18 protein-coding genes are annotated in these 19,367 nt (G+C 65.3%); 14 read left to right on the top strand and 4 right to left on the bottom strand.

The window, feature by feature from the left end; all coding sequences use genetic code 11:
* Positions 1–2: 2 nt before the first annotated feature.
* The gene (locus IFJ75_RS18665; RefSeq protein WP_207870255.1) at positions 3–914 is read right to left on the bottom strand and encodes a WcbI family polysaccharide biosynthesis putative acetyltransferase; all 912 of its coding nucleotides are present in this window, start codon (positions 912–914) and stop codon (positions 3–5) included.
* Between IFJ75_RS18665 and IFJ75_RS18660 the strand changes: the two genes are divergently transcribed.
* The 6 genes from IFJ75_RS18660 to IFJ75_RS18635 all read left to right on the top strand — a co-directional run bounded on the left by IFJ75_RS18660 (position 894) and on the right by IFJ75_RS18635 (position 8,368).
* Complete coding sequence (locus IFJ75_RS18660; RefSeq protein WP_207870253.1) at positions 894–1,649, top strand: DUF6492 family protein; 756 nt, start codon at positions 894–896, stop codon at positions 1,647–1,649. The genes IFJ75_RS18665 and IFJ75_RS18660 overlap by 21 nt on opposite strands.
* 157 nt (positions 1,650–1,806) lie before the next feature.
* Positions 1,807–4,512, top strand: a complete 2,706-nt coding sequence (locus IFJ75_RS18655; RefSeq protein WP_207870251.1) for a coiled-coil domain-containing protein — start codon at positions 1,807–1,809, stop codon at positions 4,510–4,512.
* Positions 4,513–4,815: 303 nt separating this feature from the next.
* Positions 4,816–5,592: an ABC transporter permease gene (locus IFJ75_RS18650; protein WP_207870249.1), complete on the top strand. Its 777-nt coding sequence runs from the start codon at positions 4,816–4,818 to the stop codon at positions 5,590–5,592.
* A 45-nt stretch (positions 5,593–5,637) separates the two neighbouring features.
* Complete coding sequence (locus tag IFJ75_RS18645; RefSeq protein ID WP_207870247.1) at positions 5,638–6,801, top strand: chain-length determining protein; 1,164 nt, start codon at positions 5,638–5,640, stop codon at positions 6,799–6,801.
* The gene (locus IFJ75_RS18640; protein ID WP_225896905.1) at positions 6,798–7,475 is read left to right on the top strand and encodes an ABC transporter ATP-binding protein; all 678 of its coding nucleotides are present in this window, start codon (positions 6,798–6,800) and stop codon (positions 7,473–7,475) included. The genes IFJ75_RS18645 and IFJ75_RS18640 overlap by 4 nt, the downstream gene beginning before the upstream one ends.
* On the top strand, positions 7,472–8,368 hold the full coding sequence (locus IFJ75_RS18635) for a hypothetical protein (protein ID WP_207870246.1): 897 nt from the start codon (positions 7,472–7,474) through the stop codon (positions 8,366–8,368). The genes IFJ75_RS18640 and IFJ75_RS18635 overlap by 4 nt, the downstream gene beginning before the upstream one ends.
* 7 nt (positions 8,369–8,375) lie before the next feature.
* Here the strand turns inward: IFJ75_RS18635 and IFJ75_RS18630 are convergent, their stop codons facing one another.
* Positions 8,376–9,557 (bottom strand): glycosyltransferase family 4 protein, encoded by a 1,182-nt coding sequence (locus tag IFJ75_RS18630; RefSeq protein ID WP_207870244.1) that lies wholly within the window; start codon positions 9,555–9,557, stop codon positions 8,376–8,378.
* Positions 9,558–9,561: 4 nt separating this feature from the next.
* Entirely contained in the window at positions 9,562–10,443 is an 882-nt protein-coding gene (locus tag IFJ75_RS18625; protein WP_207870243.1) for a hypothetical protein, read from the bottom strand.
* Between the two features lie 271 nt (positions 10,444–10,714).
* Between IFJ75_RS18625 and IFJ75_RS18620 the strand changes: the two genes are divergently transcribed.
* From IFJ75_RS18620 to IFJ75_RS18610, 3 genes are all read left to right on the top strand, one after another.
* Positions 10,715–12,769, top strand: a complete 2,055-nt coding sequence (locus tag IFJ75_RS18620; RefSeq protein ID WP_207870241.1) for a hypothetical protein — start codon at positions 10,715–10,717, stop codon at positions 12,767–12,769.
* Positions 12,766–13,944: a glycosyltransferase gene (locus IFJ75_RS18615; RefSeq protein ID WP_207870239.1), complete on the top strand. Its 1,179-nt coding sequence runs from the start codon at positions 12,766–12,768 to the stop codon at positions 13,942–13,944. Before IFJ75_RS18620 ends, IFJ75_RS18615 begins: the two co-directional genes overlap by 4 nt.
* Positions 13,945–14,042: 98 nt before the next feature.
* Positions 14,043–15,272 carry a WcbI family polysaccharide biosynthesis putative acetyltransferase gene (locus IFJ75_RS18610; protein ID WP_207870237.1) on the top strand — a complete coding sequence of 410 codons (1,230 nt, stop codon included), beginning with the start codon at positions 14,043–14,045 and terminating at the stop codon, positions 15,270–15,272.
* Positions 15,273–15,286: 14 nt separating this feature from the next.
* On the opposite strand, the gene IFJ75_RS18605 is transcribed toward IFJ75_RS18610, so the two are convergent.
* Positions 15,287–16,036 carry a hypothetical protein gene (locus tag IFJ75_RS18605; RefSeq protein WP_207870235.1) on the bottom strand — a complete coding sequence of 250 codons (750 nt, stop codon included), beginning with the start codon at positions 16,034–16,036 and terminating at the stop codon, positions 15,287–15,289.
* A gap of 291 nt (positions 16,037–16,327) precedes the next feature.
* On the opposite strand from IFJ75_RS18605, the gene IFJ75_RS18600 reads away from it, so the two are divergent.
* Genes IFJ75_RS18600 through IFJ75_RS18580 form a run of 5 tightly spaced genes read left to right on the top strand, consistent with a single transcriptional unit; the run spans position 16,328 to position 19,355 of the window.
* Positions 16,328–17,053 (top strand): glycosyltransferase family 2 protein, encoded by a 726-nt coding sequence (locus IFJ75_RS18600; RefSeq protein ID WP_207870233.1) that lies wholly within the window; start codon positions 16,328–16,330, stop codon positions 17,051–17,053.
* The gene (locus IFJ75_RS18595) at positions 17,050–17,664 is read left to right on the top strand and encodes a PI-PLC domain-containing protein (RefSeq protein ID WP_207870231.1); all 615 of its coding nucleotides are present in this window, start codon (positions 17,050–17,052) and stop codon (positions 17,662–17,664) included. Before IFJ75_RS18600 ends, IFJ75_RS18595 begins: the two co-directional genes overlap by 4 nt.
* The gene (locus IFJ75_RS18590) at positions 17,661–18,290 is read left to right on the top strand and encodes an HAD family hydrolase (RefSeq protein ID WP_207870229.1); all 630 of its coding nucleotides are present in this window, start codon (positions 17,661–17,663) and stop codon (positions 18,288–18,290) included. Before IFJ75_RS18595 ends, IFJ75_RS18590 begins: the two co-directional genes overlap by 4 nt.
* Complete coding sequence (locus IFJ75_RS18585) at positions 18,287–19,033, top strand: glycosyltransferase family 2 protein (protein ID WP_207870227.1); 747 nt, start codon at positions 18,287–18,289, stop codon at positions 19,031–19,033. The genes IFJ75_RS18590 and IFJ75_RS18585 overlap by 4 nt, the downstream gene beginning before the upstream one ends.
* A complete protein-coding gene (locus IFJ75_RS18580) occupies positions 19,023–19,355 on the top strand; it encodes a hypothetical protein (protein WP_207870225.1) in 333 nt (110 codons plus the stop codon). The genes IFJ75_RS18585 and IFJ75_RS18580 overlap by 11 nt, the downstream gene beginning before the upstream one ends.
* The last annotated feature ends 12 nt before the right edge of the window (positions 19,356–19,367 follow it).

The following is a 19,367-nucleotide window of genomic DNA, read 5'->3' as shown; positions in this document are numbered from 1 at the left end:
TATCAGGCCGCCGCGTCCACCGCCGCCCGGTCGGCCGCCCAGTTGGCCATGTGCATCCGCAGCAGGTTGCGGAAATAGTGTTCTGCGCCCTCGTCGGGCTCAGCCTGATAGGTCAGGCCCAACTCCCGATGCGCATAGCGATCGACAGGGATTCGTCCCGGCAGGCCGACGATGTTCGGATCGAATTCGGCGGCGTCGAGAACCCGGGGCGCATCCCAGAGCCGGGGCGCGACCTGGTTGATCATCTCCACGATCGTCGGCGTGGTCGGGTGGTTCTGGGTCAGGAAGAGTTCCTGCCGCCGGAATTGGTTCGAGATAAAATCGGCGACCCGGACATCGGTCTCGGCTTCACGGTCGGCGAGTATGCGCACGGTGTTCTCAAGACGCTCGGCAAACCGGAAATCAAGCCGATCCTCGTCATAGGCTGCGAAAATCTCTTCCTCTCCGGCGCCGGCCTCCAGAAGCGGGTCGACCACCGAACCGTTGAGCACCTTGCCGCCCTCCTCCAGCATCGGCCACAGCCCGTCGTTGTAGATGTAGGGAAACGAGATCAGCTGGCAGTCCGGACGAACGGCGCCGATCAGACTGTCAACCTTGTCGGACGTGGACAGGAAGCCGTGCTGCTCACCGATCGGCTGGTAGATCAGAACGTCGGCCTCCCGCAGATCCGACAGAAAGGAATCCACAGGAATTTCGCCCGACAGGGCCAGCCAGTTTTCGACGTGACGAATCGCCAGGCCGTCCTTCAGCTGGGGCAGGAAAGTCTTGAAGGCCTGCCCCTGGCAATTCGCGTAAACGAAGATTTTCATGGCGCCGTCGCTGGGTGGTAGGGGTTTGTCCGATAGGACGGAGAGGGTATTGTAATCGTCTCCGCAAGCAAGGCCTCTGTACCCATGAAGCGTTTCGGCACTCACGGCATCCTTATTCGCACCTATGAGAAGGATGCCGCCCGACTGGGCTTCTGCCTCGCCTCAATCGCCCGGTTCTGCTCCGGCTTCGACGACGTGGTGATCGTCTGCCAGGAAAAGGCGGTCGAGTTCATCCGCCCCATCGTAAACGCCTCGCCTGTCGGGCGTTTGAAAATCTGCCCTGCCTACGAGAACGACTATATCGGCCAGCAGATCACGAAGCTGAGAGCAACGGACTACATCGACACAGATTACATCTGCCATGTTGATAGTGACTGCGTTTTCTTCGAGGCCTTTAAGCCTCAAGACTACTTTTTCGACGACAAGCCAGCCATGTACTACAAAGACTATGATTGGTTCTACAGGCAGAAACACTTGAATCCTTGGCAATTCATCACCTCCCGACTGATGAATCGTCAGGTCGATTACGAATTCATGGCCCTGTTTCCGCTTATCTACCCCAAGGAATTGTACAAAGACCTTGAAGCGTGGTTCGTAGAAGCCAACGGTTATACGTATGAAGAACTGGAAGCTAAGCTTATAATTCCAAATCAGGTTTCGGAATTCAATCTGATGGGCGCGTTCAGCTACTATGAAGGTGGCGGTAAGTACCACACGTTCCTCGACTGGGGGGAAAATCCGATCAAGCACTATCTCAAACAATACTGCACCGACGCCTGGGTGGATCGCGAGATCAGCGACGAGGAATACGAAGAGCTTCGCCGCACCGTCGGCCAATAGGCCCGCCGCAACGCCTCGATCTTTGTCGCAAATCTGTAATACCGGCCGACAACGACGTCCCGCCTTGCGCGGGATCGACGGCGCTCGATAAACTCGACTCCATGTCGACGCTCGAGGACCGGTCGCGGCAGGTGAGTCCAGCCGGAGAAGGCATTCCATGACCAAGGCCGTTCGACCCCGGCCGGCCAAAACGCCGGTCAAAGCCACGGTGACCGCCACCGCTGAAACCCTTCCCGGGAAGAAGGCGATCACGGTCGCGCCTCCCGCCGCAGCCGGCCCCGCACCAGTCTTCCTTCATTCCGGCTTCCGGACGTCCAGCACCTGGTTGTGGAAACATTTTCGCGAGCGCCCGGCATTCCGCGCCTATTACGAAATCTTCCATGAGGCGCTCGGCGGGTTGCGCATGGACGCCGCCCGCACCGTGCAGAGCGATCAATGGCGTTCGCGCCACCCGTCCGGCGCGCCCTATTTTCTGGAATTCATTCCGCTGATGGACCCGGCGGGCGGGATTCGCGGCTTCACCGGCGAGCCCGCCCTTGCGGCCGCCTTCTTTCCCGACGGCGGCCTCGGCGGCGACCTCCCCTCCGGCGAGGTGAAGTATGTCGCGGGTCTGATCGCCAACGCCCAGGATGCGGGCCGTATTCCCGTCCTCACCTGCACCCGCACCCTGGGGCGGGCCGACGCCTTGAAGCGTCGGTTTGGCGGGACCCATATCCTGATCCATCGCAACCTGTTCCATCAATGGAACTCTTTCTCGGGCCAGCACCGGACCGGCAACCTCTACTTCCTCGAATATCTGTTCCTGATCATCGCGCGGTCCCGCGACGATGCGTTCATGGACCTGCTCAAGACCTTCACGCCGGCGGACATCGAGACCGATTTCCCGATGGCGATCGAAAGTCGCTACGATGACGCCTTCGCCATCTTCGTCGCCTGGCACGTGTATATGACCTTGCATGCGACGCGATCAGCCGACATCGTCATCGATGTGACGCGGCTCGCGAGCGACGACGCCTATCGCCTCAAGACCGAGGCGCGGATTCGCGAAACGACCGGACAGGCACTCGACCTGGGCGATGCGACTACTCATGTCGATGCACCCTGGCGACCGATCCAGAACCCGGAAACGACCAAACTGACCGTCCGCCTTCTGGTCGACAGCGCTTATGCGGCCCTTGGCGCCACTTCGGCCGAACAGGCGCTGGGCGAGGAGATGGTGGCTTCGGCCTGGGCCGAGCATCGAGCCCACGCGACCTATACCCAGGCCTATTTCGAGGCCGCCGATGCGGCGCCGCGAAGACTGGGACAGCGCGCCCCCCAAGGTGCGCTCAGCTATTCCGCCACGACGGTCACGTACGAGGATGAGGCCTCGCCGCTGCAGGACGAGAACGACGCCTTGCAGTCAGATCTGAACGATGCGCGCCAGGCCCTGATCGACCAGGAAGCTTTGTTCGCCGAGGCCGAAGACCGACGCACGGCCCTCAGCCGCGCCATTGTCGCGGAGGAGCGAGACGCGATACTGGCCTACACGGGCGCCGAGACCCAACGCCTGAAGGTCGCGCTGGAGGCCTCGGAGGCTGCGGGCGCGGCCTTGCAGGAGACCTATGAGGTCCGAATCGCCGAGCAGGCGGCCGAACTCACCGATCTCAGGATCGCCCTTGAACTCCAGGCCACGGCCCAGGCGGCCGCCCTGGCGGCGCGGACGGCCGAACTTGACCAGTTGAAAGTCGGGTTCGAAGCCACCGAAGCGGCGACCATGGAGCTTCGGCAAGCCCACACCGCGTTGACCGAGCAATGGGTCGAAACGAACGGCAGGGCCGAGAGCCTGACCGCCGAACTGGCCGAGACCCGATCCATGCTGGAGGCTTATCAGGAGGACAACGCGAGGGAAGCCTCGCACGCGCGCGCCGCCGTCCACAACGCCTTGGCCGATGCCGAATACGAAAAGGGGCTTCGGCTGGCCGCCGTGGCCCGCGAGGCGGAACTGACCGAAGCCTTGTCGGTCGCCGAGGCCGGAACCGCTGCGGTCCGGGACGAGGCCGACGCGACGCTCAAGGCCCTCAAGATCCAGGTCAACGCCAATGCGGCGCTGGAACGCGACCGGAGTCGGATCATGTTCGCGTTCGACGCGACGCGCGCCCGCGAGGGCGATCTGGAGGTGGACGCGGCCCGATCGGCGGCACGCGCCGCCGAACTGCTGGCCGAGCTCGAGGGCTTGCGGCTGACCCTCGACTATGAACGGATCGCCCGCGAGGCCGCCACGGCGGAAGCCGCAGAGGCGCGACGGGCCCTGGCCTATCTGGAAGTCGCCCACCGGGCGGCCCAGGACGATCTGGAGCACGCCACGACGGCGACGGCGAAGACCAACGCCGAACTCTCCGCCGCGCATGCGGACGACGCCCGCTCAAGGGAACAGGCCGAGAGCCTCGCCGGGGATCTGGCGGCGGCGTTAGAGGAACTGGGTCTTCTGCAACAGGCCCGGGACGAGATCGCGGCCGCGCGCGATGACCTCCAGATTCGCATGGACGGAGCGGTTCAGGAGAACATGCGGCTGGCGCGCCTCGCCGAGACCCGGTCGGAAGAACTGGAGGCGTTGTCACGGACCCTGACCGATGCGGAAGAAGGCCGCGCCGCCGCCCTTGGGCGACTCGCGGAATCGGCGGCGCGCGAAGCCGGGCTGCAAGCGGCTCTCGAGCAGGCCGGGACCGATCGCGACGCCGTCGTCGCCGAACGGGACAGCGCCATCGCCGAGCGTCACGACCTCGGCCAGCGACTCGCGGATCGCCAGGCGGAACTCGCTTCGATCAAGGAGGGCGTCACCTGGCGCGCGGCGTCAACGCTCAAAAGGCTGGGGGTCGGATAAGGCCTGATGTCCGATGCGCGCGCTCCAGAAAACGCCCTCTGATGACCGGGTTTGGGGAGGTTAACTGCGGCGCTAGGAAATGCTGGATGCTATTTTGGAATACTGCTAATCCCTACCCAAGCCCCGGGATGAAGGCCCGCGACCCCGGTTTTTTGAGAATTATCACTAACATAAGCACCTGACGCGGGCAGTTTCACGGGAACGGTCCAACTCCGGTCGCCGGCGTTCCCTGACCCGGGATCATCGGCGCCGCGGCATGGGGACCGTGGTCTGGCTGATACGGGAAGGGCCGAGCTTAAGCGTATGGGACTGAAGACGATTTCCAAGCATTTGCGCATCATCGGCGCGCTGATGATGCGGGAAACCAGCACGCGCTTCGGCCGTGAGGGACTCGGCTTCGCCTGGCTCGTTCTCGAGCCGCTGTCCTTCTGCTTCGGCGTCATCATCCTGTGGACGGCGACCAAGCCGGAATACGAGCACGGCATCCGCGTCTCGGCCTTCACCATGACCGGCTATATGTGCGTGCTGCTGCTGCGCCACCAAGTGACCTACACGGTTACCGCGATGCCGGCCAACATGGGTCTATTACACCACCGGCTGATCACACCCGTGCACATCATCCTGGCCCGTAACCTGCTCGAACTGGGCGGTGCGACCATCGCATTCCTCGTCGTCTATACTGTGCTGTTCTGTCTGGGTCAGGTATCCCTGCCGCACGACTACATCCTGTTGTATTCTGGTTGGATGCTGCTCGCGTGGATCGGCATGGGGACCGGTCTGGTCCTGGCCGGGGCGGCGATGCGGTTCGAGGTGATGGAACGGCTGATCACCCTTCTCATGTATGTTCTGGTCCCCCTGTCAGGGGCCTTCTTCATGATCGCCTGGGTGCCCGCCCACATTGCGTCGATCTATCTCTACATGCCCTTCCCCCACCCGATCGAAATGCTTCGCGCCGGGGTGTTCGGCGAGTTCGTGCCGACGACCTATCACACCTACTACGCCTTCATGTTCGGCTGCGCGCTGAACTTCATCGGCTTCATCCTGATCGCTATCTCGCGAGACCGTCTCGATGTGGAATAGCCCAGCCCAACGCCCGCCTGGCGGCGCATCAGACAGATATACGGTATGAGCGATCCGAAGCTGAACTACATCGGCCCCGTTCCCGAGGCCCTCACCTATCAGCGCCCGGCAAAGCCGTTTTGGCGCAAGGTGCCGCTCGCCTTCGTGATCGTCGTGATCGTCCCCAGCGTGGTCGCGGCCTTCTACTTCTTCCTGCTCGCCTCCGATCGCTATGTGTCCGAGGCGCGGTTTATCGTGCGGATGCCGCAGCAGACCCAGCCCTCCAGCCTGGGCGTCGCGCTCCAGGGCGTCGGCCTGTCGACGGGGTCTTCAGACGCATTCGCCGTGCACGAATACGTCAACAGCCGCGACGGCCTGCGCGATCTGTCCCGCCGCATCAACGTCAAGGCCATCCTGAAGGGCCGAAACGCCGACATTTTCTCGCGCTATCCGTCGCCTTGGCAAACGCCGAACGAAGAGGACACCTTCCACGCTTATCAGAAGCGGATCGTCGTCGGATATGATTCCACCACCGGCATAAGCACCTTGCGCACCGAGGCTTTCAGTCCGCAGGACGCCCGGGCCATGGCCGAAGGCCTCCTGGAGGGCGGCGAACAGCTGATCAACCGGATGAATGAGCGGGCCTCGACCGACGCCGTCACCAACGCCCAGTCGGCCGTCGAACAGGCCCGGGCCAAGCTGACCAAGGCGCAGATCGACATCACCAACTTCCGCAACCGTGAGAAATTCATCGACCCGGCGCGCAGCGCGACCGAGAGCGGCTCGCTCATCGGCGGCCTGCTGGAAACCGTCGCGGGCCTGCGCGCCGAGCGGGCCCAGATCGCCAACCAGGCGCCGCAGAGCCCGCAACTGCCGGGCATCGACGGCCGCATCGCCGCCTATGAAAGCCAGATCGCCGCGGAGCGCGCCAAAATCGTGGGCGACTCCGGGTCGCTTGCGCCCAAGATCGCCGATTATGAAAACCTGGTGCTGGCCCGCGAATTCGCCGACCGCGAACTGGCCCAGGCCACGGCCGCCGTGCTGTCGGCCCAGCAGGACGCCAGTCGCCAGAGACTGTATCTCGACCGGGTCGTGAATCCGGATCTGGCCGACAAATCGACCCAGCCGCGCCGTCTGATGAGCTTCCTGACCGTACTGTTCACCAGCCTGATGCTGTACGGCGTGGGCTGGCTGATCTGGGCCGGGATCAAGGAGCACCAGCAGACGTGAAGGACCTGGTCCCCGCCAATATCGGCCTTCGCGTTCAGGAGGTCAGCAAGACCTATCCGACGGGTCACAGCGCTGTGTTCCGCGATCTCAGCTTCGATCTTCCGCGCGACGGCCGGTTGGCGATCCTCGGTCGAAACGGCCAGGGAAAGTCCACGCTGATCAAAATTCTCGGCGGGGTGCTCGCCCCAAGCAGCGGCCGGATCAACTGGACGATGACGGCGTCCTGGCCGATCGGTCTGGGCGGCGGGTTTCAGGGCAGCCTGACCGGCATCGACAACATGCGATTCCTGGCTCGGCTCTATAATCGCAACTTCCGCGAAATCTACGACCGGGTCGAAGACTTCGCCGAGCTGGGCGCCTCGCTCAAATTGCCGGTCAAACACTATTCGTCGGGGATGAGGGCGCGGCTGGCCTTCGGCCTGTCGCTGGCGATCGAGTTCGACTGCTATCTGATCGACGAACTGGTCGCGGTGGGTGACGCCCGTTTTCAGGAAAAATGCCAGCGTGAACTGTTCCAGCACCGCGCCGGCCGAGCCTTCATGATGGCGTCTCACGACACCAATCTGATCGCCCAGCACTGCTCGCGGGCGCTGATCATCGAGAGCGGAAAGGCCAAGATGTTCGACGACATCGAGGAGGCCGTCGATATCTACACCTGGCTGCGCGCCGCATGAGCGCGCATCGCCTCTGCCTGGTTCACCTGCCCGCCGCCCAAGGGACGGCCTGGCGCGACGCGGCCAACGCCGCCGCCGCCGCCGCCGGCTGGCGCATCGTCGAACTCGGCCCCGACCAAACCCCTCCGGATGACGCGCACGACACGCTGATCCATGTGTTCGAGGCCCGTCTGGGCGAAGTCTGCGCGCCGTTGCAGCGGCTGATCATCGCTGATGACCCGGACCGGGCTGCCGAGGCGTTCGAGACGGTGCACGCCCTGGACCGAGATGCCGCCACCCGGGTCGTCGCGGTGCAATACGCCCGGGCAGCAGAAATGGCCGCAGCCGGCTGGCCCGTCGCCGACGGCCGCCTGCAGAGCCTGGATTTTCCGGGTCTGGGGACGATCACCCGCGAGGGCCCGCCGCCGACGGTGCGCGGCGCCGAGGGACCTCTGGCCTTCTATCGCACCTTGCCCCCGACGCCGGGCGTCTCGGTCAACTGGCCGACAGACATCGTCCTGAGCACCGAGGCCAGTGGTCCGGGCCGGAGGATGACGGACCTGACCGGCCGCCGCCGTCTTCTGCGTTACGGCCCCTATCTTGAACTCAGCCCCGGGCGCTGGACCGTGGATGTGGACTTCGCCTTGAGGATCGATCGCGCCAAGGTCGAGCTTCGATTCGAATGGGGCACCCAGCACGACGTGGACGTCGCGACCCACCTGCTCACCACGTCCGGCGTCTACGCCCTGACGCTTTCCAAGGTCTGGACCGAACCGGCTGTCGTGGAACTGCGGGTCTGGCTGGACCGGTCGGTGTTCGACGGCGATCTCGAGATCACCGGCTGCCGCGTCAGCTTCTCGCCCCTGGAGAGCGAACCGCCGGCGGCGCTGCCAGAGCCCGAAGCCGCCGCCTGACCCCGCGTCACTCGAGGGGGAGGCCGCCGTACCAGGCGTCTGTCCCGGGCGACGGGGGCGGGTTGGCCAGATCGCGGACCCGCCCGGCGATCCGCTCGCCGAAGCGCTCGCGGGTGAAACCCTCGACATAGGCCGATCCGGCGAGGTCGAATGCCTCGACAGACATCGACCCGCGATCCAGCCACAGCCGCCGCGCCCCGTCCGCGCCCAGGGCGTCGATCACGCCTTTCAACGCCTCCGCCAGAGCCTCGGGCGTATCGTCCAGAGCCAGGACGCCGAGCCCGTCTGCGATATAGCGGAGGTTGCTGATCGCATAGCTGACGGGCACGCAGCCGGCGGCCAGCCCCTCGATCACCGGGACGCAAAAGCCCTCGTGGCGCGAACCGGTGACCAGCACATGGGCGCGGCGGTAGGCGGCGGCCATTTCGGCGTCAGATACGGCGCCGACGAAATCGATGCTGTCGCCCAAATCCAGCTCACGCAGCAGCGCGTGAAGCCCTTCGACATAGTCCGGGTCGGAAAAGCGCAGATTGCCGACCAGCCGCAGCACGAAGGGCGTCGTCGAAATTCGCCGCAGCCGGTCCGCCGCCTGGATCAACTCGTGTACGCCCTTGGACTGGAAGAACCGGCCGACATAGAGCAGTTCGATCCGGGCGCGCGGCTTGTCAGCCAGACGCGCGCGAGCCGGGAATTCGACCCCGAGGGGGACCACCGAGACCCGGGCCCCGCCCTGGCCGTTGCGCGCCAGTTCCTCGGCGTTCTCGCGACTGTCGGCCCAGAGGGCATCGGCGCCGGAGAAGGCCTGGATCTGGACGAACGACTTCTCGATCACCGGCCAGTGCTTCTCGGGCATCAGCCGTTTGGGGGTGACGTTGTGAAAACGAACGACTTGTTTCGCATGGCCGTTGCCCAGCAGGACCGCATCGAAGAACGGATGGTAGACGGCGAAGACGTAGACGATCACATCGGCGCGCAGAAAGTCGGGGTCCAGCAGAAGGTCGGCCAGGGTCTCGACCTTGCGGCCCTTCACCTCGTCGTAGTCGTTCGCGGTCCACAGGCCCGTGACTCGCATATCCGGCCGGGCCGCGAGCTGGGCGTAGGTCTCGCGCGCCGCCGCGCCGACGGCGTCACCCCGGAAAAACCACGGGCAGACGACGACGACCTGAAGGGGTCGATCCGCCGCGCCCATCCGCTCAGGACTTCGCCGCGGGCCGCCGGCCCTGGACCGTGAAGCCAAGGCTGGCCTTGCCGCGGGTGATCCGCACCTCGCGCAATCCGGCGGCGGCGGCGGCGGTCTTCAGGGACTCTGCGGACAGGCCGGCGGGCGAGGCCTGCAGGGGCGCCGCCGACAGTCGAGCGCGCGCGTCGTCCAAGGTCAGACTCCCGTTCGACAAGGCGCCGACCATGTCCAGCACATCGAAACGGTGAAGCGTAAGCCGACCACCGGCGTCGAGAAGGTTGAACCATTGCGCCATCAGGGCCCGCGTCGCGGCCTCGTCAGCGCCGAGGGGATAGCCCGCCTCGACGACGATCTCCTTGACCCGCCCCTGCCCAAAGGACAGATCCGCGTCAGGAGACACCACATCGACGCCCGGCGCCGCTGCGCGAGCGACGACGATCGTGCCGGGCTTCGGCGCGTCCCCTGCGACGAACTGCAAGGTCAACTCCCCGGCCAGGGCCTCGGCGACTGCGCCCATCGACAGGATCCGCGCTCCACCCTCGTCAGGACCGGACGGCGTGAACTGGTCCATGCGGGCCTTGAGGTCGAGCAGGCCCAGGTCGAGCCTCGCGGTCAGCCGGTCCATATCCTCACGCAGAGCGTCAATGCGCGCATGTACGCGGTCGGCGCTCCGCGCCTCGCTCACCGCCAGGGTGACGCTGTTCAGAAGACCAGGAAGGTGCTGGTTCCAGCCGGCCTGCAGCCGCTCGACCCGCCCCTCCAGCGAGGTCAGTCGGGCATGGTCGATATGGGAAGGGATGGGAGTCGCCGGTCGGCTGGCGCTCAGGGCGGCGGCGGCCCTCCGCTCCTGGCGCTTCATCCGCCAGGGCCGCGTCATGCGAGCGAACCCCTTCATGGAAAAATCTTCGCGGAGCGGACGGGTGACGCGGGCGAACCGCCGTTTCATGCTCTCAGCCACAATAATCCACCCGTTCGGCCTGCCGGATCGGCATCATCCGGCGCCCCGTTGCTAGACGATGCCGTCCGCGCAGGTCAATGCGGTGAAGTGGGGGCACGCTCTTCCCCGACCGGCTTCGCGAGCCGCGCGCCGCACAGCCGCACTTGACCATTCAGTCCCGGTTCCTCAGGACAGGGTCGCCGTCGAGACGGCTTCGGAGACGGCCGACTTGCAGCCTATCGTTCCTGAGATTCTGGCCGGCCTTTCGGGTGACGTCCTGTGGGCCGGTTCGCTGCCGCCGCGCGCGGACATGGTCGACGGCAGCGCCCTGTTCGATCCGCACCAGGACTTTCGCCTGCCGCCTGGCTCGCATCAGGCCTTCGATATCGCCTATCTGGTCGAGCGGGATCTGGGTCAGATCAAGCAATGGCCTCTGGTCCTCGACGAGGCGTTGCGCGCGCTGCGGCCTGGCGGCGTTCTGGTCGTGCGGGCCCGGCAGTCCGCCTTCCTCAGCGTGTTCCAGTTCGCCAATTTCATCGAACGCTGGACCGGCGGCGCCTACGAACTCATCGACCAGACGCTGTCCGACCTGCAGTTCGTGATCAGCCTGCGGCTGGGTCACGGCGCGCCCCGCCCGGCGTCGGCGGCCGACTTCTCCTTCGCGATCATTACCGACGGGCGCCGCCCCGAAGCGGTGAAGACCTTCATTCGCAGTGTACTGAGGGCGGATCATCACGGGGGGGCATCGAGCGAGATCCTGATCTGCGGCCCGGATTCGATCCTGTCCGACCTGGGGCCGTTGGCCAAACGCATCGTGCATGTGCCCCAGTCCGACCGCTTCGCCAGCGTCGGCTGGATCACTCACAAGAAGAACGCCCTGGTCGCAAAGGCGACCCGCGAGAACGTCCTGATCGCCCACGACCGCTATTCGGTCCCGGACGACTTCCTGCTGCGCATGGCCGATTTCGGCGGCGATTTCGGCGTCGTCGTGCCGCATCAGGTGACCACCGAAGGGTTCGGCCTGCCCGATTGGGTCATGCTGTCCGACGATCTGAACTGGACCACGCCTGGCTGGATGGAGTTCGGCGACTATCACCCGTTCGCCTATGTGAACGGCGGCGTGATCATCGCCAAGACCCGCCTGCTGGCCGCGATCCGTTGGAGCGAACTGCTGCTCTGGGGCCAGGCGGAGGACGTCGATCTGTCACGACGCCTGGACAGGGCCGGGATCGTCGCCCGTCCCTGCCGTTCGTTGCTGCTGACCAGCGAGCCGCCGCGCAAGGGCTTCATCGAGGGTTTCGAACGCCTGCCCTGGCTGGAAGACGCCTATGCTCAGACCGAGGCCCCCGACTGGGGCGGCGAGACGCCCATCGGCCCCATGGGCCTGGCCCTGGCCGAGGCGCCGCGCAGGGTGGCGGGAAACGCGCCCATCGAGATGGAGGCCGAACTCGACCTCACCGGAGCGAAATCCCCCTCGGCCTTCGTCGCCCAAGGCCTGATCCTGCCCCGGGATTGGCGGCCGACCGGCCCGGGCCTCAGGTGGTCAGGGGCTGAGGCGCCGGTGTTCAGCTTCCGCCTGCCGGTGCTGGACGACGATGTCTCCCTGCGCATTAGCTTCGCCACGGCAGGTGATCTGGCGGGACTTCTTGGGATTCGGGTCAATGCGATGGATCGCCCGTTCGAGGTCGTCGACGACCGGACGCTTCAGGTCCGCCTGCCCCACCTCGACGCCACCGAGAGCCATCTTTTCCATGTCTGGCTGGTGCGGCCGCCCGTCGGGCCGCTGACGCCGCTGTCCCCCGTGACCCTGACGTCGGTGCGGGTCAGCCGCCGACACGACGATTTCGCCTATCGCCCGGGCAAGGAAATCGTCTTCGCCTCGGACGGCGCCGGCAAGCTGGTCATGGGACGCGGCTGGCGGCCGCAGGAGAGCTGGGGCGTCTGGGCGGCGGACCGTTCCGCTGAACTGATCTTCCACCTGGCCGAACCGCCCCGGCGGCGTCTCAAATTCGTGTCGACGATCCAGACTGTGGCCGGGCCCGCCCTGCCCGAGCAGGTGGTCAGCATCCATTTCGGCGACAAGGAGCTGGGCCGCTGGACCCTGTCGCCGCTGCGCTCGCGCCGCGAGGTCCGCGTCGCCTTGCCGCGCCGGCTCGACAGCCGTGAAATCCGCCTGACCTTCCGCTCCAAGCGGCTGATCTCTCACGCCGCCCAACCCGGTGGGATCGACGACCGGCTTCTGGGCGTCGGCCTGGTGAAGTGCGCCCTCGTGGAGGGTCGATGACGATGTCGAAGACCGCCATCCTGATCGTCGACCGCGACTTCCTGACCGAACATGTCGGTGTGCGCCGGGTCACCTTCCACTATTGGCGTCAGCTGCAGCGGGCCGGCTATTCCGTCACCCTCGGCACGCCCGAAGACGGGCGAATCCTGCGCGGCCCCGCCCTGTCGCTGGACCAGACCCTGGCCATGGTCGGCGATCGCCGGGACGACGCCCCGGACTGGACGTCCGCTTCCGGCCTGCCCCTCCCGGACCGGTTCGCCGCGCCGCGCGCCCCCAGGGTCTTCCGCTGGACCCGGAACGCCGTCCGGATCGAGGATTTCGAGATCTCGGTCCTGACCGATCCCTGGCTGTGCCGCCAGGGCATGCCCGATGTCGCCTTCACCATCGGCATCGTTCACGACATGGTGCCCAATCTCGTCGCCTGCGGCGCCCTGAACCTGGGGGCGGTGATGGACATCTACGCCTTCGCCCATGATCACGACCTCGGCTATCGGGCCTATATTCGCAACGCCACCCGAATTCTCTGCGTCAGTCAGAGCAGTGCTCGCGACTTCGTCGCCTTCTATCGGCTGGAAGGGGCGGAGGGCGACAAGGTGCGCTCCGTCATTCCCTTCATTCCCGACCCCGGCGCCCGGGTGAAGGTCGACATCGGCCGCGCGGGCGAACGCAAACGCCTGTTGCTGGTGAATGTTCTGGATATCCGCAAGAATTTCAGCGGCGCCCGCGCCAGTCTGGAGCGGGCCGCGCAGACGGGCGAAGGCTTTGACATCGATGTCGTCGGCCGCGAGCGCGTGCCGTTGAAACAGGTCGCCCGCTTCTTCGACGCCCTGGCGGCCTCAGGGCACCGGGTGCGCTGGTTCCGCCAGGCGTCCGACGACTGTCTGGCGCGTCTCTACGCCGAGGCCGACGCCTTGGTGTTTCCCTCCTTCTACGAGGGCTTGGGCTTGCCCATCCTGGAGGCCCAGAACCACGGGGTGCCGGTGATCTCGTCCAACGTCTCCTCCTGTCCCGAGATCAATCTGAACCCTGATCTATGCGTGGGTCCCTCGGACCACGCCGCCATGGCCGACCGGATTTCGGGCGTTCTGAACGGTTCGCGATCCACCCTTTCCGGCCCGGCGCTGAAGGCCGCCCTGATCGACAGCCTCGCATCCCGCGACCAGCTGCCGTTCTGAGCGCGGCGCCCCGGTTCGCCCGCGGGCCGTCTTGACAGGCGCCCGCTGCAGGATCGAAAGGTCGAACGGATGCGGTCTCCGCGTTTCGGATGAAGAGCTTGAAAATCTACGTGCACGGCAACTGTCAGGCGCCCACGCTCGGCGACCTGCTGGCCGAAGCCTGCGGTCCTTCGGTCGAGGTGGTGACGCGTCAGGTGTTCAGCATCGACCTGGATGCCGAGGTCGAGGACTATCGCCGCGACGTCGCTACCGCGGACGTCATCCTGGCCCAGCCCGTTGGTGAGAACTACCGCGGCACCGAGATTCTTTCGACCCAATGGATCAGGGCCAATGCCCGTTCAGACGCCAAGATCCTGACCTTCCCCGTCGTCTATCACCGGGGTCAGCTGCCGCAGTGTTTCGCGATGACAGCCTGGCACAACGGCCGGCTGGCCTATCACGACGCCCACGCCCTGGACTATTTCCTGCGCGGCAAGGAGGCGGACCAATTCGTGGACGACACCAGCACGTCCGATTTTCTGCCCGCCGGACTGGTTCATGCCGAACTGTCCCAGACCACGCTAGAGCTGATGCGTCGCGAGCACGCCGCCGCGACTGACCTGCGCGTCTCCGAGATCATCGCGGGGCGGCTGACCACGGAACAGCCTCTGCACACGGTGAACCATCCCACTCGTTCGGTGATGTGCGAGCTGGCGGATCAGGCGCTCGACAAGCTGGAACGGCCCGAGCGCGCCCGGCTGGAAGGCGTCGACATGCTCGACGGATTCGTCATGCCCCCCTATCTGTCGACCCTCCTGGCGTTGGGCCATACCGGCGCGGGGGTCTGGCTGGACGAGGTCCGGGTCGATGGACGGATCGAGACCCGGCGCGATTTCTTCCGCGAGGTCTTCGCGATCTACAAGTCGCTCGGCCCCGAAGCCGTCGCGACGGGCGTGGCGGTGGACCTGGAAATCAACGCCTATCTCGACCGCTATCGCCGGGCCCGGGCGGTGGAAGTCACCCATGACGAGCGGCCCCTCATCGAGGCCCTCTACAAGGTGTTCAACAACCGCTCGCCCAGCTCCGACGAGGTCTTCCACCATCTCCAGACCCTGCGTCGGCATGGACCTGAGGTGGTCATCGCCGTCTTCGTCAACTCGGCCGAGTTCGCCCAGACCGGCGGCGTCGAAGGCTTCCGCGCCCGCACTGGCCTGGAAGTCGACGCCCCTCCAGTGATCGCTGCGCCAGAACGCCCGCGCCGTCCCGACGCGACGCCGCAGACGCCTCAGCCCAGGCCCGCTGGTTGGAAACGGGCCAGGAAGACTCTTCTGTCGCTCGTGAACAAATAGGCGGGAGCCGCGGCTCAGACCGCATCGATCGCCGTCACCGGCGCATTCTCTGGTTGGCTTTCCGGCGCGGCGACCGGCTCGAAGGCGGCGACCGATTCCACGGGGACGAGTTCAGGTTCGGGCGGGGCCGGCGCCGGCGCCGGCTCGTAGGGCGACCCGCGCACGGGATCCAGTTCCCACTGGGTGATCTGGATCTGGCGCGCCGTGATCCCCGATCGGGTCAGCATGGACTGGAGGATGTCCTCGGGAATGACCGCGGTGGAGAACAGCTCCCGCAGATCCTCCAACGACCGGTAGGTCCAGGCATCGAGCATGACCTTCGGCCCCGCCACGGAAAACTGGTCGTTGATGAAGGCCTGGCCGTCCTCGCGACAATGGATGGTCGTATAGAGATCAGGGCGCGCGAGCCATTCCGGCAAGAACGGGCCGAGGGCGATGTTCAGGTCGGACCGGGTGTGGACGATGAAGTCGTAGTCCCCGGTCAGATTGACGGCGTTCAGCGCCAGCCGCGCCAGGAAATACTGGTAGAAGGTGTTGCGCACCCCGAAGCGGTCGTCGGCCAGGGTCGTCAGGCCGATCATCTCCACCACCTCCTCCTCAGTGGGAGGCTGAATCATCATGACGTCGTCGAACCGGTCGCCAAAAACGATCTCGTCAACGCCGTTGAATGGCTGGTTCCAGGTCGCAAGAAAGACCCGCGTCTCGACCCCGGCGGCGGTGAATTCACCACGAAGATTATCGATCCGGCGGGCAAGATGTTCCATCGGAGTCCTCAACGGACCTCGACAGACGATGGCGACGACAGGCGGTTTGGACACGGAACTCTCGGGCTGCGGCGCATCCTATGTTTACCGCTTGCCCGGGGTTGGCAAGCGGTGTCTGGCGATTTGCTTGCGGACCAGTGTTCGCCGCCGGCGTGTACAACCGGCGGTCCCGGCGCAGCGGGCGACTATCGGCAATTTACAAACCGAACGGTCCAGCCTAGACCCCGATCCGGCGGTCGCCTCAACGTTCAGCAACGGAAACCGATGAGCCTTCTATCGATCATCATACCGATGGCGGGACGCGGCAGCCGCTTCAGCGCTGTCGGCTACCAGGATCCCAAGCCGCTGATCCCGGTCGGTGAATCGCCGATGATCAAGGTCGTCATCGACAACCTGACGCCGTCGCGACCGCACCGGTTCATCTTCATCTGCCAGGCCGAACACGTCGCCGCTTACGGGCTGCGCGAGCGCCTCCAGGCCTGGGCGCCGGGCTGCGAGATCATCGAGATCGACGGCGTGACCGAGGGCGCGGCCTGCACCGTCCTCAAGGCCCGGGACCTGATCGACGCTGATCCGATCATGATCGCAAACAGCGATCAGTACGTCGACATCCCCATCGACAACTATCTGGCGGCCCAGGACGGGGTCGACGGACTGATCATGACCATGCGCGCCGACGATCCGAAATGGTCGTTCGTCGGCCTCGACGAGGCCGGCCGCGTCACCCGCGTCGTCGAAAAGGAGGTCATCTCCAACGAGGCCACCGTCGGCATCTATAATTTCGGCTCGGGCGCTGATTTCGTCCGTGCGGCGGACGAGATGATCGCGGCGGATCGTCGCGTCAACGGCGAGTTCTACGTGGCGCCAGTCTACAACGAGCTGATCGCCGAGGGGCAGCAGGTCGCGACCTACAACATCGGCGCCGAGGCCGAGGGCATGTACGGCCTCGGCACGCCCGCCGATCTGGAACTGTTCCTCTCGCTTGATGTCTCGGCGCCCTTGCGAGCCACCGCATGATCATCCTGAGCCATCGGGGCTTCTGGCGCACGCCTGACGAAAAGAACCGGCCCGTCGCCTTCGAACGCACCGTTGCGGAGGCCTTCGGGACCGAAACCGATGTGCGCGACCTGGTCGGCGATCTGGTCGTGTCGCACGATCCCGCGCTTACAGGCGCGCAGCCCTGGTCAGAGGTGCTGGACCTGTTCGAGGGCAAGGGCCTGCCCCTGGCGGTGAACGTCAAGTCCGACGGCCTGTCGGACGCTCTGGCCCGCGCCTTCGCGGGTCGCGACATCGACTGGTTCGCCTTCGACATGTCGGGGCCGGAAACTCTGCGGTATGCGACGGCCAGCCTGCCCTTCCTGACCCGGCACAGCGATATCGAGACCACCCCGATCCTTTACGATCAGGCGGCGGGCGTGTGGCTGGATTCGTTCGGCCCTATCTGGTTCGACCGGTCGGTGATCGAAACGCATCTGGCCGCCGGGAAACGGGTCTGCGTCGTTTCGCCCGAACTGCATGGCCGCGATCCGGACACCCTGTGGCCGCTACTCAAGGGCTTTTCGGACACTGAAGGACAACTCATGCTCTGTACCGACCGGCCCGACCTCGCCCGGAGCCATTTCGCATGATCAAGGCTGTCGTCTTCGACATGGACGGCGTCCTGATCGACGCCAAGGATTGGCACTACGAGGCCCTGAACCGCGCCCTGCGGCTGTTCGGCCTCGAGATCAGCCTGGCGGACCATCTGACGACCTTCGATGGCCTTCCGACTCGTCGCAAACTTGAGTTGCTGACCATCACGGAACGGTTTCCGCTGGAACTGCACAGCTTCGTCAACGAGCTGAAGCAGAACTACACGATGGAGATCGTGCACGCGCTGTGCAAACCCACCTTTATCCACGAATACGCCCTTTCCACACTGTCGCGGCGCGGTCTGAAGCTGGCGGTGGCCTCCAACTCCGTGCGCAACAGCGTGGAGACCATGATGCGCAAGTCCGGGCTGGATGCCTATCTGAAGCTGATGCTGTCCAATGAGGATGTCGCCAGGCCCAAGCCCGAACCCGATATCTACACCCTGGCCATGGAGCGGCTGGGCGTGGCGCCGGAAGAAACGCTGATCGTCGAGGACAATGACCACGGCATTCGGGCCGCCCGGGCCTCTGGCGCCCACGTCCTGGTGGTCAGGGGCGTGGAAGACGTCAACCTGGCCAATATCGACGCCCGCATTCTCGAGATCGAGGAGCGGGGCGCATGAACATCCTGATCCTGGCCGCCGGCGGCGGTGACACGACGGCTCCGGATGCGCCGGCCGGCTATCCGATCTGGCTCTCGGAGATCGACGGCAAGCTCCTGCTGGAGCGGCAGGTCAATGCCCTGCGACTTCAGGAAGGGTCGAAATTCATCTTCGCCTTCCGCGGGGCCGACATCGACGCCCAGCACGTCGACGATATCGCCCGCCAGCTCGCCTCCGACGCGGCCGTGGTCGAGGTGCGCCGGCGCACGGCCGGCGCCGCCTGCACGGCCCTGCTGGCGATCAGCCATATCAACCTGGACGAAGAACTGATCATTGTCAGCGCGACGGATCATATCGAGGTCGACTACGACGCCGTGGTCGCCGGCTTCCGGACGCGACAGGCCGACGCCGGCATCCTGACCTTCGATTCCCTGCATCCGCGCTATTCGTTCGTCACCACCGACGCCGACGGCTGGGTGCTGGAGGCGGCGGAAAAGCGCCCCATCAGCCGGCAGGCCAACGCAGGCTTCTACTGGTACGCCCGCGCGCGCGACTTCATCGACAGCGTCCAGCGGATGATACTGAAGGACGCGCACCTGAACGGCGTCTTCTACATCAGCCCCTCGCTGAACGAGATGGTGCTCCGGAACAAGCGGATCGCGGTTACCGCCATCGACCCGCAGCTCTATCACCCGCTGAAGGACCAACGTCAGGTGCTCAGCCTCGACTATCAGATCGACGAGAGGAAGCGCCATGCGTCATGACCGCCTCGAAGGAATGACCAAAGGTTGGTTCGTGGGCGATTTCGACCCGCATGTGTTGCGATCTACGGATTGCGAAGTCGCCATTAAACATTATAGGGCTGGCGACCACGAAGCTGCGCATTTTCATAGGGTAGCCACCGAGATAACGGCCATCGTCAGCGGATCGGTGCGTATGCTAGGCAAGGATTGGTCGGCGGGGGACATCCTGACGATCGAACCGGGTGAGACAACCGACTTCCTCGCACTGACCGACTGCGTCACCGTGGTGGTCAAGGCGCCGTCCGCGCCGAATGACAAATTCCTGGCGACGGCGCAGTCCTGAGCCGCCTTTTAA

The organism is Brevundimonas goettingensis (genome assembly GCF_017487405.1).
Classification (GTDB): domain Bacteria; phylum Pseudomonadota; class Alphaproteobacteria; order Caulobacterales; family Caulobacteraceae; genus Brevundimonas; species Brevundimonas goettingensis.
Note: the sequence above shows the minus strand (reverse complement) of the source record. Positions and strands in the feature narration are given on the sequence as shown.